The 16,178-nt window shown below is 30.7% G+C and carries 15 protein-coding genes and 1 riboswitch; of the genes, 12 read left to right on the top strand and 3 right to left on the bottom strand.

All coding sequences use genetic code 11. The features are described from left to right. Nucleotides 1-111: 111 nt before the first annotated feature. From L1S47_RS10985 to L1S47_RS11000, 4 genes are all read left to right on the top strand, one after another. Nucleotides 112-1,161 carry a carbamoyl phosphate synthase small subunit gene (locus L1S47_RS10985; RefSeq protein ID WP_238883607.1) on the top strand — a complete coding sequence of 350 codons (1,050 nt, stop codon included), beginning with the start codon at nucleotides 112-114 and terminating at the stop codon, nucleotides 1,159-1,161. A gap of 26 nt (nucleotides 1,162-1,187) precedes the next feature. After that, nucleotides 1,188-4,397 (top strand): carbamoyl-phosphate synthase large subunit, encoded by a 3,210-nt coding sequence (gene carB / locus L1S47_RS10990; protein WP_238883608.1) that lies wholly within the window; start codon nucleotides 1,188-1,190, stop codon nucleotides 4,395-4,397. A 24-nt stretch (nucleotides 4,398-4,421) separates the two neighbouring features. Beyond that, nucleotides 4,422-4,524: riboswitch (guanidine-I (ykkC/yxkD leader) on the top strand. A 65-nt stretch (nucleotides 4,525-4,589) separates the two neighbouring features. Beyond that, nucleotides 4,590-4,979, top strand: a complete 390-nt coding sequence (locus L1S47_RS10995; protein WP_238883609.1) for an ACT domain-containing protein — start codon at nucleotides 4,590-4,592, stop codon at nucleotides 4,977-4,979. Between the two features lie 201 nt (nucleotides 4,980-5,180). After that, the gene (locus L1S47_RS11000; protein WP_238883610.1) at nucleotides 5,181-5,456 is read left to right on the top strand and encodes a hypothetical protein; all 276 of its coding nucleotides are present in this window, start codon (nucleotides 5,181-5,183) and stop codon (nucleotides 5,454-5,456) included. 66 nt (nucleotides 5,457-5,522) lie between these two features. Here the strand turns inward: L1S47_RS11000 and L1S47_RS11005 are convergent, their stop codons facing one another. Then, complete coding sequence (locus L1S47_RS11005) at nucleotides 5,523-6,644, bottom strand: HD-GYP domain-containing protein (RefSeq protein ID WP_238883611.1); 1,122 nt, start codon at nucleotides 6,642-6,644, stop codon at nucleotides 5,523-5,525. A 246-nt stretch (nucleotides 6,645-6,890) separates the two neighbouring features. Between L1S47_RS11005 and murI the strand changes: the two genes are divergently transcribed. The 6 genes from murI to L1S47_RS11035 all read left to right on the top strand — a co-directional run bounded on the left by murI (nucleotide 6,891) and on the right by L1S47_RS11035 (nucleotide 11,706). Next, complete coding sequence (gene murI / locus L1S47_RS11010) at nucleotides 6,891-7,664, top strand: glutamate racemase (RefSeq protein WP_238883701.1); 774 nt, start codon at nucleotides 6,891-6,893, stop codon at nucleotides 7,662-7,664. Nucleotides 7,665-7,866: 202 nt separating this feature from the next. After that, nucleotides 7,867-8,139, top strand: a complete 273-nt coding sequence (locus L1S47_RS11015) for an STAS-like domain-containing protein (RefSeq protein WP_202766777.1) — start codon at nucleotides 7,867-7,869, stop codon at nucleotides 8,137-8,139. A 323-nt stretch (nucleotides 8,140-8,462) separates the two neighbouring features. Continuing rightward, a complete protein-coding gene (locus L1S47_RS11020; RefSeq protein WP_238883612.1) occupies nucleotides 8,463-8,981 on the top strand; it encodes a peptidylprolyl isomerase in 519 nt (172 codons plus the stop codon). 13 nt (nucleotides 8,982-8,994) lie between these two features. After that, on the top strand, nucleotides 8,995-9,357 hold the full coding sequence (locus tag L1S47_RS11025) for a DUF3783 domain-containing protein (protein WP_202766779.1): 363 nt from the start codon (nucleotides 8,995-8,997) through the stop codon (nucleotides 9,355-9,357). Nucleotides 9,358-9,417: 60 nt separating this feature from the next. Next, nucleotides 9,418-10,113: a S24 family peptidase gene (locus L1S47_RS11030; protein ID WP_238883613.1), complete on the top strand. Its 696-nt coding sequence runs from the start codon at nucleotides 9,418-9,420 to the stop codon at nucleotides 10,111-10,113. 267 nt (nucleotides 10,114-10,380) lie between these two features. Next, a complete protein-coding gene (locus L1S47_RS11035; RefSeq protein ID WP_238883614.1) occupies nucleotides 10,381-11,706 on the top strand; it encodes a peptidoglycan-binding domain-containing protein in 1,326 nt (441 codons plus the stop codon). Nucleotides 11,707-11,758: 52 nt separating this feature from the next. Here the strand turns inward: L1S47_RS11035 and L1S47_RS11040 are convergent, their stop codons facing one another. Both L1S47_RS11040 and L1S47_RS11045 read right to left on the bottom strand, forming a co-directional pair. Beyond that, complete coding sequence (locus L1S47_RS11040; protein ID WP_238883615.1) at nucleotides 11,759-12,664, bottom strand: radical SAM protein; 906 nt, start codon at nucleotides 12,662-12,664, stop codon at nucleotides 11,759-11,761. Between the two features lie 47 nt (nucleotides 12,665-12,711). Beyond that, nucleotides 12,712-13,773, bottom strand: a complete 1,062-nt coding sequence (locus L1S47_RS11045; protein WP_238883616.1) for a transporter — start codon at nucleotides 13,771-13,773, stop codon at nucleotides 12,712-12,714. 163 nt (nucleotides 13,774-13,936) lie between these two features. On the opposite strand from L1S47_RS11045, the gene L1S47_RS11050 reads away from it, so the two are divergent. Then, complete coding sequence (locus L1S47_RS11050; protein ID WP_238883617.1) at nucleotides 13,937-15,058, top strand: hypothetical protein; 1,122 nt, start codon at nucleotides 13,937-13,939, stop codon at nucleotides 15,056-15,058. A gap of 148 nt (nucleotides 15,059-15,206) precedes the next feature. Then, entirely contained in the window at nucleotides 15,207-16,136 is a 930-nt protein-coding gene (locus tag L1S47_RS11055; RefSeq protein WP_238883618.1) for a TIGR01212 family radical SAM protein, read from the top strand. The last annotated feature ends 42 nt before the right edge of the window (nucleotides 16,137-16,178 follow it).

Consider the following 16,178-nt stretch of genomic DNA (forward strand, 5'->3'; position numbering starts at 1 on the left):
TGATATAGTTTAATCTCTTTATTATCCTTTTGTTTATGCAAAAGAATAAGGGATCTTTCTTAGATAAAAAGGTGTATTCTTGGCTTTAATAGTTAAATTAGGAGGGCTATTATGAAAGCAAAGCTAATATTGGAAAATGGAATTATATTTGAAGGTAAAGCATTTGGATATTTAAAAGAAAGTGTTGGAGAAGTAGTTTTTAACACTGGGATGACAGGATATCAGGAGGTTTTAACAGACCCTTCGTATTATGGACAAATTGTCACTATGACTTATCCGCTTATAGGAAATTACGGAATAAATCTAGAAGACGTAGAATCTAAATCAGTTAAAGTTAAAGGATTTATTGTAAGAGAACAATGTTCTTACCCTAGTAATTTCAGATGTGAATTTCAAATAGAAGATTATTTAAAACAAAATAAAATTATAGGATTAGAAGGAATCGATACAAGAGCATTAACAAAGATACTAAGAAATAATGGAACTATGAAAGGCATAATTACCTTAGAAGATATCAGTCTTCAAGAAGCTAAACCTAAGCTCAATAGTTATTCCAATGAGGATGCAGTTAAGACAGTTACCTCTAAAGAAATATATACAATAGATGGGGCTGGAAAACATGTAGCAATAATGGATTTTGGAATAAAACAAAATATAATAAGAAATTTTTTGAATAGAGGATGCAAGGTAACTGTATTTCCTGCAGATACAGAGGCAGAAGAAATATTAAAGGTTAATCCAGATTTAATATTTTTATCAAATGGTCCTGGAGATCCAGAAGATCTTCCGGATGTAATTAGAAATATTAAGAACCTAGTTGGAAAGAAACCTATAGTAGGAATTTGCCTGGGTCATCAACTTTTAGCCTTAAGCTTAGGAGGAAAAACTTCAAAGCTGAAATTTGGACACAGGGGATGTAATCATCCAGTTAAGGATTTGGAAAGTAATAGAGTGCATATAACATCACAAAATCATGGATATGTTGTTGACACATTACCAGAAAATATAGAGGTAACTCATGTTAATTTAAACGATGGAACCATAGAAGGAATGAAGCATAAAGAATTACCTATATATTCAGTACAATTCCATCCAGAAGCATGCCCAGGGCCAAAAGATTCAGAATATATTTTTGATAAATTTATGAAATATTCACTTTAAGCTTAGAAGTATTAGGAGGTAAGGAAATGCCATTAAATAAAGATATAAAAAAAGTATTAGTTATAGGCTCGGGTCCAATTATTATAGGGCAGGCAGCAGAATTTGATTATTCAGGAACACAAGCTTGCCAAGCCTTAAAAGAAGAAGGAATAGAGGTTGTTTTAGTAAATTCAAATCCGGCTACAATTATGACTGACAAAGAAGTAGCTGATAAAATATATCTTGAACCATTAACTGTAGAGTTTGTTGAGAAAGTAATAAAAAAAGAAAAACCTGATTCTCTACTTGCAGGAATGGGTGGCCAAACAGGGCTAAACTTAACTGTAGAGTTGTATGAAAAAGGAATATTAGATAAATATAATTTGAAAGTAATAGGTACTTCTGTTGAATCCATTAAAGAGGGTGAAGATAGAGAATTATTCAGAGCCATGATGCAAAGAATAAATGAACCTGTAATTCAAAGTGAAATTGTAACAACATTAGAGCAAGGAAGAAAGGTAGCTAATGAAATAGGTTACCCAGTAGTTGTTAGACCAGCATATACCTTAGGGGGAACAGGTGGAGGAATAGTAAATAATGAAGAGGAATTAAATGTAACATTAGCTTCAGGGTTACAATTAAGCTCAATTCACCAATGCTTGTTAGAGAAGAGTGTTAAAGGATGGAAGGAAGTAGAATATGAGGTAATGAGAGATTCCTATGGAAACTGCATAACAGTTTGTAATATGGAAAACATTGATCCAGTAGGAATCCATACTGGAGATTCAATAGTTGTAGCTCCATCCCAAACATTATCAGATAAAGAATATCAAATGCTTAGAACGGCATCAATAAATATAATCAATGCAGTGGGAATTGAAGGGGGATGTAATGTACAATTTGCATTAAATCCAGACTCTTTTGAGTATGCAGTTATAGAAATAAATCCTAGAGTTTCGCGTTCATCAGCACTAGCGTCTAAAGCGACTGGATACCCAATTGCAAAGATGGCAGCAAAAATAGCATTAGGATATGGACTAGATGAAATTGAAAATGCAGTTACTAAGAAAACTTATGCATGCTTTGAACCTACATTAGATTATGTGGTTGTTAAGATACCAAAATGGCCATTTGATAAATTCTTCTCAGCAGATAGGGCGTTAGGGACTAAGATGATGGCTACTGGGGAAATAATGGCAATAGGAGCTAATTTTGAAGCAGCATTCTTAAAAGGTATTAGAAGTTTGGAGATTGGAAAGTATTCTTTGGAGCATAAAAAGTTCAGAAGTTTAAGCTTAGAGGAACTTAGAGAAAGAATAAAAACTCCAGATGATGAGAGAATCTTTGCTCTTGCAGAAATGTTAAGAAGAGATTATAGAGTTGAGCATGTATCAAGAATAACTGGAATGGATATATTCTTTATTGAAAAGTTTAAGTGGATTGTTGAAGAAGAACAAAGATTAAAACTAAGTAAGCTTGAACAATTAGATAAAGAATGGCTACAAAATTTAAAAAGAAAAGGCTTCTCAGATAAAGGAATAGCAGATTTACTAGGATCCACTCCAGAAGATATATTTAAGCTTAGGAGTATATGGAATATAAAACCAAGTTACAAGATGGTTGATACCTGTGGAGGAGAATTTGAGGCACTTTCACCATACTATTATTCTACCTATGAACAATATGATGAGGTGCAGGTATCAGACAAAAAGAAAGTGATGGTTATAGGGTCGGGACCTATAAGAATAGGTCAGGGTATAGAATTTGACTATGCATCAGTTCACTGCGTAATAGCTCTTAAAAAATTGGGGATTGAAACTATTATAGTTAATAATAATCCGGAAACAGTAAGTACAGATTTTAATATATCTGATAAGTTATATTTTGAGCCATTAACGGAAGAAGATGTATTTAATATAATTGAAAAAGAAAAGCCAGATGGGGTAATACTTCAATTCGGAGGACAGACAGCAATAAAATTAGCTAACTTCTTAAAAGAAAAGGATATTCAGACACTAGGAACTACTGCAGACCAAATTGATTTAGCAGAAGATAGAGAAAAGTTCGATGAAATGCTAGAAAAACTTGGAGTAAGTAGACCGAAAGGAAAAGGAGTATGGACAATAGAGGATGGAATTAAAGAAGCAAGAGAATTAGAATTCCCAGTTCTGGTTAGACCATCCTATGTATTAGGTGGCCAAGGCATGGAAATAACTCATGATGAAGATGAGTTGATATATTATTTAAGTAATGCCTTTGAGAAAGACACTAAAAATCCTATATTAATAGATAAGTATCTAATGGGAAGAGAGATAGAAGTAGATGCGATATCAGATGGAGAAGATGTTTTAATACCAGGTATAATGGAACATTTAGAGAGAGCAGGAGTTCACTCAGGTGATTCTATAACAATGTATCCTAGTCAAAATCTTAGTAAGTCAATTAAGGATAAGGTGTTAGAATATACTAAGAAGCTTGCACTTGAAATAGGCATTAAGGGAATGATTAATATTCAATTTATAGAATATCAAGATAAGCTATATGTGATTGAAGTTAATCCTAGAGCATCGAGAACTGTGCCATATATATCAAAAGTTAGCAAGGTACCAATTGTTGACTTAGCTACTAAGGTTATGTTAGGTGAAAAACTTAAAGATTTAGGATATGGTGTGGATGTATATAGAGAACCTAAACTTGTATCAGTAAAAGTTCCAGTATTCTCAACTCAAAAGCTTCCTAATGTAGAGGTTTCATTAGGACCTGAAATGAAATCTACAGGTGAGGTGTTAGGAGTAGGTAAAACTCTAGAAGAAGCTTTATATAAAGGAATGCTTGCAGCAGGGTTATATCCAGAAAGAAATACTGGAAAAATATTAGCAACTATAAATAATCATGATAAAGAGGAATTCCTAAGTATAGTTAGAAAATTAAAGGGACTAGATTATGAATTCGTTGCAACATCAGGAACTGCAGAGCTTTTAAGAAAAGAAGGATTAAATGCTGAAGTAGTAAGAAAACTTGGAGAAGAAGAACCAAATATAATGAATGTAATTAAAAATAAGGAAGTTGATCTAGTGATTAATACTCCTACTAAAGGCAATGATTCTAAAAGGGATGGCTTTAATTTAAGAAGAGCAGCGGTAGAGAGAAATATTGGAGTAGTTACAGCATTAGATACTTTTAATGCTATAGTAAATGTAAAAGTTAATCAAACCTGTAAAAAGGATCTTGAAGTATTTAATATTGTAGAAGAGTAAGATATAATTAAATTAATAAAGTGGAGAAAAGTTTTCTAGGGTTCCGCAAAAAAAGAATTGGTCAGGTCCGAGAGAAAACGCACAATTATAATTATTGTGTACACGGAAGGATAAAAGCCTGGGAGATATCGTAGTGATGTCCTCCTAGGCTTTTAATATTTTTAAAATAGCAGTAGAAAGGATAAATAATAAATGCAGGATTTTAAATTAAAATTGAAACTATTAGAAAAATTTTATGGAGTTTGTAGGTTAAGCGCTGAAGACGAAATACCTAGGTGGGCATTGCAAAGCGATATTTATTCCATTACTAAAACCCATGATGAATTATCTATAGTATGTAATGAAGAAAATATTCCTGAAGGAATAGAATGTGAGAAACAATGGAGAGCTTTAAAAGTGCAAGGACCTTTGGATTTTTCATTAATTGGAATATTATCAACTATAAGTAGTGCACTTGCACAGCATAAGATAAGCATTTTTGCAATATCAACTTATGATACAGATTATATATTAGTAAAAGATGATAAGAGGAATGAGGCAGTTCAAGCCTTAAAAGCGATAGGATGTGAAATAGAGATTTAAGAGTGCACCCCTTAATATAAATATTTATTTGAAAGACGTAAATAAGTGTTGACAGTTGAACATGTGTTCGATAATATATAAATATAGAATATATGTTCGCATCAAAATAATAGTAATAAATATAGATAGATTGGCATAGTATTTATTATGTAAAGAGAATTGATAATCTCTTTATATAGATTTATTTAGGGGGTTATTAATATGAAAAAGACTAGTGGAATATTTGTTAAGATAAACTATAAACTTGATAGAAGCTTTAAAGAGGGTATAAAAGAAAATTCCCATAAGAATAAGAAAGGACTTTTTGACAAGTATCTTCTTTGTGGAGGGAAATATAATAAGGATGGGGTTACAATGATTTTTCAAGCAGAAAACTTAAAAGAGGCAGAAGAAATCATAAATAACAATCCATTTCAGAAGGCAAGTTTTTATTCCTTTGAAATATTGAGCAAGAATTATATTGCATTAAATTCTTAAATTTAAGATAAAAAATAGGACATTAAGAATATAAATTCTTTAATGTCCTATTTTAAATTATGTACTTTAAACTTCATATTGAATCCCAGAAATAACAAGGGATAAATCTTTTAATAAGTTTATGATGGAACCCACTCTATTTTCATCTAATGGACTTTTTAATATTTTTATTCTAGGTCTCAATGGGTAATTAGGAGGGGTTTCCTCCACAACGCCAATTTCTCCATTGCTTAATTTTACAATGGTACCTGTAGGGAATGGGACGATAATTTTCGTGAATAAATCAACATAATTTATATCAAAATGAGTACCAACATTAGCCATAATGTATTCTAAGGCTTCATTAGGTGTAGCAGCCTTTTTATAAGGTCTATCAGAAGTTAACGCATCATATACATCAGCTATAGCAACTATTTTTACAAGTGGGTTAACCTCATTACCAGTTAAGCCAAAAGGATATCCAGTACCATCTTGTTTTTCGTGATGCTGTAATATTATCATTTTAGCCACTGAACTAAGTTCTGTAGTACTGCCTATGTAATCATAACCTTTTTGAGGATGAGACTTAATTATATTAAATTCTTCCTCTGTCAGCTCAGCATCTTTTAGAATTATTTCCTTTGGAACACATACCTTGCCTATATCATGAATTAGAGCACCGATACATAAATCCTGTAAGTCTGAACGTGGCAATCTTAAAGCGACTCCCATAACTAATGAAAGAACAGCAACATTAACACAATGCTGATATGTATAGTTATCCATACTTTTAATATCTACCAAATTAACAAGTATATTTTTGTTGGCAGATATATTATCAATTAATTCTAAAGCCACATCATAGATGTTTTTTAAGTATCCTTCTCTTTCTTTAAGTAAAAGATTTTTATCTTTTGAAGAGGTGCTAGAATCAAATATGTAATTAGCAATTCTCTCTATATTAGAAAAAGTATCTTTAACAATCTTAATAGATTTTTGCCTTAATTCAGGTTTGATTATATCTTCTATATCACTGTAGCTATATTCATCAATTATGTAAAGTGAGAAGATATTGATGGATTTTATCCGTTTGATAAGTGCCGTATTCAATTTAATCCCTTCCTTTAGAAGAGTTCGACCATTTTCATCGAAAATAGTTCTAGCTAAAAAACTTCCTTCTTTTATACACTCAATAGGCACCAGCCTCATAAATAACACCTCATACTAGTAACAGATAAGTATAATTATACTATAGAATTTTAACAATAACTATATAAATGAACCAAAATTATTACATAATCACTACTATTTTCAGCATCTGAAAGCTATTTTTAGATAGTTAAAAATGTAGCTATAAAAATCATAATACATTTCTAATAATTAGGTGATATAATTAATATATATTAATTATTAATAGCTTATTTATATGAACTTAATTAATGGAGTGATAACATGATGGAAGAGCTTATTAAGAATAGCCCTATAGGTTTCTTTGATTCTGGAGTTGGGGGACTAAGCGTTTTAAAGAAAGCAATTGAATATATGCCAGAAGAAAACTATATTTATTTAGGAGATTCAGCTAATGCACCCTATGGTGTTAAATCTATAGAAGAGATAAAAAGATTAACTTTAGAGAATGTTGAATTTTTATTAGGAAAAGGAGTAAAGGCAATTGTGGTTGCATGTAATACAGCAACTTCAGTAGCTATAGAGGAGCTTAGAGTAAAATATACAAATATTCCTATTATAGGAATAGAACCAGCATTAAAGCCAGCAGTAGAATTGCAGCAATCGGGAAGGATTGTTATTATGGCTACAAATGCTACTCTGAAGGAAAAAAAGTTTAAGAATTTAATGAATGAATATTCTTTTGGAAAGGATATATATCCGCTTCCATGTCCAGGATTAGTTGAATTTGTGGAAAATGGGATCTTAAATGGGGAGAGATTGGAGCAATTTCTTAAGAAGATTCTTGAAGAGGCTTCAAAAGAAGAGATGGCTTCAATAGTTTTGGGTTGCACACATTATCCTTTCGTTAAAGAAACAATACAAAAAGTTGTTGGAGAAAAGGTTACAATTCTTGATGGAAGTCTGGGGACTGTAAAAGAGTTAAAAAGAAAATTAATTAGGAATGAAATAAAGCAAATTGAGTCAGAAAAAGGATATGTTAAAATATATAATACATTGGAAGAAAAGATAAAATTGAGTCATACATTAATAAATGCTTAGAAAAAATATAACATAGATAATATAAAAATTAGAAGAGTTAAGAGAGCTTCTAATTTTTTTTAAAAGAAAAGTTTGTTAAAATATTGACAGACTATTGAGAGTTTGATATATTATTAACAGGGAGAGAATTTTCTGAAAATTTAAATAAAAGATAAAGTGATATAAATAAATTCTATTATTCAGTAAATAAGGGGTGTTTTTTATGGAAATTAAAATCAAAAAATGTTTAGGAGAAAAGCTTGCAGTAGAGGATGCTATTATAGTTAGGGATATGGTAGAAAAAAATATCCAAGAAGAAGTGGTTCTAGATTTTGAAGGATTCAAGAGAATTCCAAGTACATTTTTATGTTGTTTATTCACTGATCTAATAAATAAGCAAGGAAGAGATTATATTTTTAATCAAGTAAATGTGAAAAACTTATCAAATTATGAAGACTATACTAGAGTGGTTAAAGGTACAGCATATACAGCATAATAAAAACAGTTAAAGTTTATTTATATAGAGAAAATGATAATATTGCGCTAGAGAATTTTGTCTAAAAGCAAAATGATTTAGATATGTGGTTGGAATTCCAAAGTGGAATTCCTCAGAAATGAAGAGGAATGACCTCTTTTTTTTTGTCTCTAATTATTATGAAGAAAATAAATAAGAAGTTTATTTTAATTATTATAGAGTAATTGATAATATCCAATTGTTTAGGTATAATCTTTAATAAATATAGGAATTATTTGGCGTTAAATATATAATAATATATAGGGTATATATTTAATGTTTTATTGTTGAAAGGAGAAAGACAAATGAGTAATCCAATAGTTACAATAACAATGGAAAATGGCAAGGAGATGAAGGCAGAATTATATCCTGATATTGCTCCAAATACAGTGAAAAATTTTATTAGTTTAATAAATAAAGGGTTTTATGATGGATTGATATTCCATAGAGTAATTCCAGGATTTATGATACAAGGAGGATGTCCAGAAGGTCAGGGAACTGGCGGCCCAGGATATTCAATAAAAGGAGAATTTACAAGCAATGGATTTAAAAACGCATTAAAGCATAGTAAAGGTGTTTTATCAATGGCAAGAGCAATGCATCCAGATTCAGCAGGAAGTCAATTTTTTGTAATGGTAGCAGATGCTCCACATTTAGATGGACAATATGCTTCTTTTGGTAAAATAATCGAGGGTATAGAAGTTGCTGATGAAATAGTAGCTACAAAAACAGATTTTAGAGATAAACCATATGAGGATCAAGTAATTAAGTCAGTTAAAGTTGATACTTTAGGCGTATCATATGATGAACCAGAAACAATTTAAGTGAGGGATGTATATGTTGAATAACCAAAAAACTGTATTAGTTTATGGATTTAGTCAAGAGCAAAGCAGTGTTCTTAACTCAGATAAATACGATACAGTCATTGTATCAAAAGAGATGATAAATATGAAACTTAAGGATATAATTGACGGATTAAGGTTTGAGACATTTGAAAGCAATTCATCTAAAGAGCAAGTGGTAGTCTTTAATAATTTTACTGATGAGGAACTTAAGATAATGCTTAGTATAATAAAAGGCATTTCTCCAAATGCAATCAAGGCAGTAGTTACACCTACATCTATAAATTGGAGTTTTAAGTATTTAGTAGAGCACTTAGTTGAAGAGAGAGAATGGTATAAAGCAAATGCAAAAAAATAAATAGAGAAATTTATTTGTAATTTGACTATTTGAAAAAACTAGCGGAAGGAAGAAAGAACTTTGAGTAGAGTTGGTGAAAAGATAAAAAATGCTAGAGAAAGTAGTGGCTTAACTCAGAAGGCTTTAGCAAAAAAACTTGGTTTAGCAGAAAAGTATATAAATGAAGTAGAGCTTGGAAGAAAAGTATTAAGTGAAAATCTAATAGATAGAATAGGGAAAGTATTAAATACAGATTTAAATGATATAAGCATGGTTGTAACTGATGAAGAATTGATGAAAGAAGTTAAAAAGGAACCTGTTAGAAAGGTAGCTCCGTCTATTGCGACTCCTAAGATGGATCTTAGAGAGGTAAATGAAGATTGGAGCAATGCATTTAGTTCAGTTTTTAGAAAAGTACCTATTTATAATTATGATTTTACAAAAGAACTTGGAGCAGTTGAGTTACCAGTACATTCAAATAAAATTAATGGATATACAATAGATAAAGTATTTTACATAGTAATTGAAGAAGATGATATGCTTGGATTTAGAATATCTAAGGGAGATAAAGCTTTAGTTCACTCTGTAAAAGAAATTGAGAACAATAGTATTATGCTTTTAGAGCACCAAGGAAAAAGAATAGTAAGACAAGTCAAAAAATTAGATAACACAAAAATTCTATTAGTTTCAAATAAAGGAAACTTAGTTACAGATACAGTAAGTATAAAGGATATAAAACCACTAGCTAAGTTGGATAAGATAGAAATAGAACTTTAATATATAAAAGAGGGTAGTTGTAAGTCAGATGAGCTTACAACTACTTTTTTATTTAAGTTTATAAGATGTGGGGAAAATGTGGATAAAGTTAATAATATTGTGGATAACTCACCAAGAAACTTTTTAATATCAACGATTTATGAAGGAGGTAGTAATGTGTTTTTTGTGGATAACTATAAAAATATTCATTTGATTTTATAGTATAAGTACAATATAACTACTTTTTCATATAATAACCTAGAAAGTAATTTAAGGGAGAATAAAGCTTTGCCAAAAGGAAGAATAAAGGTGCAATGTTTTGTAAGGAATAGCTATGTACCTGTAGATAATAGTAGAATAACAGTAAATACCCAAGGGGGTGGAAGTCAAGTATATGATGTTGTAACTGATAGTTCAGGCCTTACACCTGAAATTGAAGTAGATGCCCCTCCAGTAGAATACTCCCAAAACCCTTCAGCGCAAATGCCTTATAGTCTATGTGATGTAAAAGTAGAAAGAAGCGGCTTTGATCCATTAAATATCAGGGGATGCCAGATATTTCCGGAAAGAACTGCAATTCAACCAGCAAATTTGAATGAGAATACTAATAGAGCCACTAGACAACAAATAATAATTATACAAGCAAACACACTTTTTGGTGTCTTTCCACCTAAAATACCTGAAAGTCCTGAAAAACCTTTGCCACCACCTTCGAGTGGAGTTGTTTTATCCCAACCAGTCGTACCAGAGTTTGTTATAGTGCATCAAGGTACACCAGATTCAGAAGGACCTAACTATACTGTTAGATTTACAGATTATATCAAGAATGTTGCATCTTGTGAGATTTATTCAACTTGGTCAGAAAATACTATAAGAGCAAATGTATATTGCATACTTTCATTTACACTAAATAGAGTATTTACAGAATGGTATAGAGGAAAAGGGAAGAGCTTTGATATTACAAATTCTACGGCTTTTGACCATGCATTTAACTATGGGAGAAATATATATGAAAATATAAGTAGAGTTGTTGATGAAATCTTTACTAGTTTTGTAAAAAGGTCAGGAAGCAAACAACCATTGCTTACACAATATTGTGATGGACAGAGAGTTAAATGTCCTCAATGGTTAAGTCAATGGGGAAGTAAGTATATGGGAGATCAAGGAACACCTCCATATGAAATACTAACAAATTACTACGGAAGTGATATAGAATTATCAACTGCTCCACAGGTAAAAGGAATACCTAAGTCATATCCAGGAACTACCTTAACGACTGGTTCAACAGGTCAGCCTGTAAGAGATATTCAAACTTACTTAAACGCTATCTCTAAGAATTATCCAGCTATTCCTAAATTAAATGTAGATGGAAAGTACGGACCTAAAGTAGCTGAAGCTGTAAAAGTATTTCAAGGTGTATTTTCATTACCACAAACAGGGGTTGTAGATTATGCTACATGGTATAAGATATCTGATGTTTATGTAGGAGTTACTAAAATAGCAGAATTAAGGTCATCAATAGATGGAGAGGAAAAGATATTTGTACCACCAATTGGCTATAATTTTGCCAATACTGAAATGCCAAGAGTTTCTTATTATGATAATATGTTATAAAAATATGGAATTTGAGAGAGCTATATGGCTCCCTTAAATTCCACTTTATTTATTAAACGCCTTCGTTTAAAAAACTAGGAACAAATGATTTAGAACTACTTCCTTCCTCTTGAACAAAACCCTTTGTTACTCCGATGGAAAGAGCATAATCTACAAGATAATCATAGTGCTTTGGATTAAGAGGCTTATTTATCTCAGGAAAATTATAAGATTTATTCATTGGAGTGTATTGGTTCATTATACTAATATAAACCTTGTTATTAAATGTTTCATGGATTGTATCTACAACCTTTTTTGAATCAAAAAGTAGAGATGGCAACATAAGGTGGCGAATAATCATACCTTTTTGGATAATACCATTCTTATCAAACTTAGCATCCCCAACTTGGTCATACATTTCCATGAGAATTGGCATAAGATTTTCTCTATAATTTTTAACGTTAGAGTACTTTATAGCATATTTATCATCATAATATTTAAAATCAGGCAAGTAAACATCAATGAAGCCACGTAAAGCTTTAATTGAATCCAAGGTATCATAACCATTTGTGTTATAAAGAATTGGAATTGAAAGACCTTTATTTTTAGAGATTTTAATAGCTTCAATTATTTGAGGAATATAGTGAGTTGGAGTAACTAGATTAATGTTATTAGCATTTTGAACTTGAAGTTCTAGGAATATCTCACTTAATCTCTCAATAGTAATCTCCTTGCCTAAATGTTCTTGGCTTATCTGATGATTTTGGCAGAATACGCAGGAGAAGTTGCAATGAGAAAAGAATACAGTTCCAGAACCACTTTCTCCTGAAACACAAGGTTCTTCCCACAAGTGTAAAGCAGCTCTAGCTACTTTTAGATTTTTTCCAGCCTTACAGTACCCTAGAATATTATTATTCCTATTAACGTTACATTGTCTATAGCATAAATTGCAATTATTTAACATATCTAAAGAATTCATTAAAAACACCTCCTAAAGATTATACATCTAGGAGGCGTTAAAATAAATTACTTATTTTTTATTACATAGTTCTTAATATAAAAATATAAGCATTGAACAATGAAAATTAAGCTTAATAATCCAAACATAGGATATAAGGTGGAAATTAGATTAGTGAAACCAAGTTGTGAAATAGGAAGAGCTATAAATATAATTATGAATATTCCAATTTTAAATGGGATTTTAAAGCTTTGCTCAAGAGTTTTACTTATTGAAAAAACATCTGAAACTTCAGTAGAAAACATCTCGAGAAGAATAATTATAAGTAGAAATCCTTGGATGATGTTTCCAAACCTATTTGTTACATAAAGTAAAGGTATCTCATATTTATATATATAAGGTTGGTTTAACATTAGCATAATATTTATTAAGAAGCATAAGAGGGTTAAACCAATAGCTCCCAATATTATGCCCCAAAATAAAGTGCTTTTCTTCTTCATTTCTTTACCTAAAGGAACTAAAACCCCACTACAGCAAAGTATATTATATCCAGAATACAAAATAGTTGAAATAAGCCAATGTTCTTTTTGAACAGGAAATGAATTTAAGTTTTTAAAAGTTAAAAAGTCATTATAGAAAAAAATATAGAGTAGCATAATAGTTATAATTACAATTATAAGTGATGGGACTATTATAGAATTTATTTCAATAAGTCCTTTCGTACTTCTAAGTAGGGTCATAAGTGCCAAAATAAGCATTATAAGTGTTCCAACGATTTTTGGAATTCCAAAAAATTGATTTAAGAGTGCTCCAGAGCCAGCAAGAATAATAGAGGCACTTGATATTAAATATAATGTTGTAATAATCCCAGTGATATTTCCTAATATATTTGGACTTACTTTCTTTATTACCTGAGAGTAGGAATCTAGATCATTATCTATTCCTATTCGGGAAATAATAATTCCCATAAGAATATAGAATAAACCACATAAGGCTATTCCAATAAAACTTTTAACACCGTAGACAGTAAAAAATTGAGTTATTTCTTTTCCCGAGGCAAGTCCAGCGCCAACAATAGTTCCAATAAACACTGCAGCAACTTGAAAAATTTTTTTGATTTCTACCTTCAAGTATATCCCTCCTAATAATCTCCCAATATGCGATTAAAAAATTTATGCATTATATATAAAATATATAAATGAGTGTCTTTATTTATTCTCAATGTTATTCGATAAATAGTTTATTTTATTTTGGAAAAGCTAAATTTATAAACTAAAGAATGGAGGTATTAAGTTGAAACGAGCAATAAGTATTTTTATTATATTTATAATAAGTATTTCATTAATAGCCTGTAAAAAGAGCAAAAATAACTTAGATAGTGCAAGTGCTGATGCAGGCTTTGATTATGTAAAGAGTGAACAGCTTGCAAATCAATATATTGATTACTTATCAAAAAATGATTTTACAAACTTGAGAAGAATTAGTACTCCAGATTTAAATGGTAATAATAAGAATATAGAGAAAAAGGGAAATCCAATAATCACATATAAAAAAAGGGATACAAAAGAAACAGGAAAAAATATCTATTACATGTATAGAGTCGTAAAGTCTTCACCAGATGGTCCAAATGGAAGCTTAGATAATTATGCAGTAAAGATTGATAAAAGTGAAAGTGGAGAATATCAAATAGATGATGTACAATCTTCAACTGAGTTGGAAGTTTATAGTCAAGATTCTTTCTTAAGAGTGAAATATAGAGATGATGTAAGAGGATATTTATTAATGAGGCTTTCAAACTTCCCAAGAGAAATATATCCAAAGATTAATAAAGCTCCTATTTACAAAGAAAACATTGTTCCTAAGGAATTTGGAGTAGCTAGTATTGCCTATGAAGGGAAGAAAGTAGCAATAACAGCAAAGGATGGAGATAAGACCATTCTAGGAATAGTTGAAATAGATGAAGAAGAAAAGAAAAAAGCTAGTGGAGAAGTAGGAGATAGTTCAGGAGTTGGAGCAGGTGGTGGCTCAGGCGCTGGAGGAGCTAGCAGTGGAACAGAAACATCAGGCATACTTGAAACACCAATTGGTAAGAAGATTGTGACCTTAGATATATACACTGATAAAAAGGTAGACATGATGATTTTCGGTAAAGATGAAGAAAATATTATAGTGCAGCATTCGGATAAAAGCGGAAGGAGAGGAATAAATATCTACAAAGCTAGTAGTGGAGATGCCTTAGATATAAAGTTTGATGAAAATTTTCCTAAGAATATGTATAACTTAATTGTAAAGAATGTTAATGATTATAAATTGTATTTTAAAGTTGAGCCGATAGATGGAGTAAAAGGTGTAAGACAAGATGTTCTTGGAGAATATTCAGTAGGTTTAAAGGATTCAAAAATAGAAAAATTGTAATATAATATATATGTATACATTGAGAAGTTAGATTAAATATTCCTTTTAAAGCATCCTAGGTTTAATATTAAAATGACTAAGATACTTTAAAAGGATTTTGTATATTTAGTATAATGTACATGTACAATAAATAGAAAAAGGTGAGCAAATGGAAAAAGTCCTTTGGGATAACAAAAGATATTTAAGTTTAAACTATTTTTTAAGAGAGAAATTCGGAGAAAAGATTTTTAAAATTTCATTAGATGCAGGATTTTCCTGTCCAAATAGGGATGGAAAAATTAGTAGCGGAGGATGTCTGTTCTGTAGTGAAAGAGGTTCGGGAGATTATGCAGGAGATAGAAACTTTTCTATTTCGAAGCAGTTCATAGATATTAAAGATATGATGGCAAAGAAATGGAAGAATGGAAAGTATATAGCATACTTTCAAGCGTACACAAATACTTATGCACCCATTGAAGTTTTAAAAAATAAGTATCAAGAAGCATTAGAGCAAGAGGATGTAGTGGCATTAGCAATAGCTACAAGGCCTGACTGCTTATCTGACGAAGTTTTAGATTTGCTTGAGGAAATGAATAGCAAAGTATATACATGGGTAGAACTAGGATTACAAACAGTTCATGAAAAGACAGCCAAGCTTATTAATAGAGGATACACTTTAGATGTTTTTGAAGAGGCTTTAAAAAAGTTACGAGAAAGAGGAATTGATGTAGTTGTACATACTATATTTGGCCTTCCTGAAGAGAGCAAGGAAGAAATGCTTGAGACTATTAGATATATTTCTAATAAGGATATACAAGGAGTAAAGTTCCACCTATTGCATTTAATGAAGGATACACCAATGGTAAAGTTATATGAGCAAGGAAGGTTAAAATTCCTTACCCAAGAGGAGTATATAGAACTTATATGTGAAAGTATAAATATAATTCCTCAAAATATGGTGGTGCATAGATTAACTGGAGATGCTCCAAGAAGCCTATTGATTGGACCTATGTGGAGCTTAAAAAAATGGGAAGTATTAAATGCTATAGATAAGGCAATGGAAGATAATGATTATTATCAAGGAAAAGAACATGGTTAAGATAATAAGACTAATTAGAAGTTAACAATATGAGATATTAGG

The organism is Clostridium sp. YIM B02551, assembly GCF_022324735.1.
GTDB lineage: Bacteria > Bacillota > Clostridia > Clostridiales > Clostridiaceae > Clostridium_T > Clostridium_T paridis.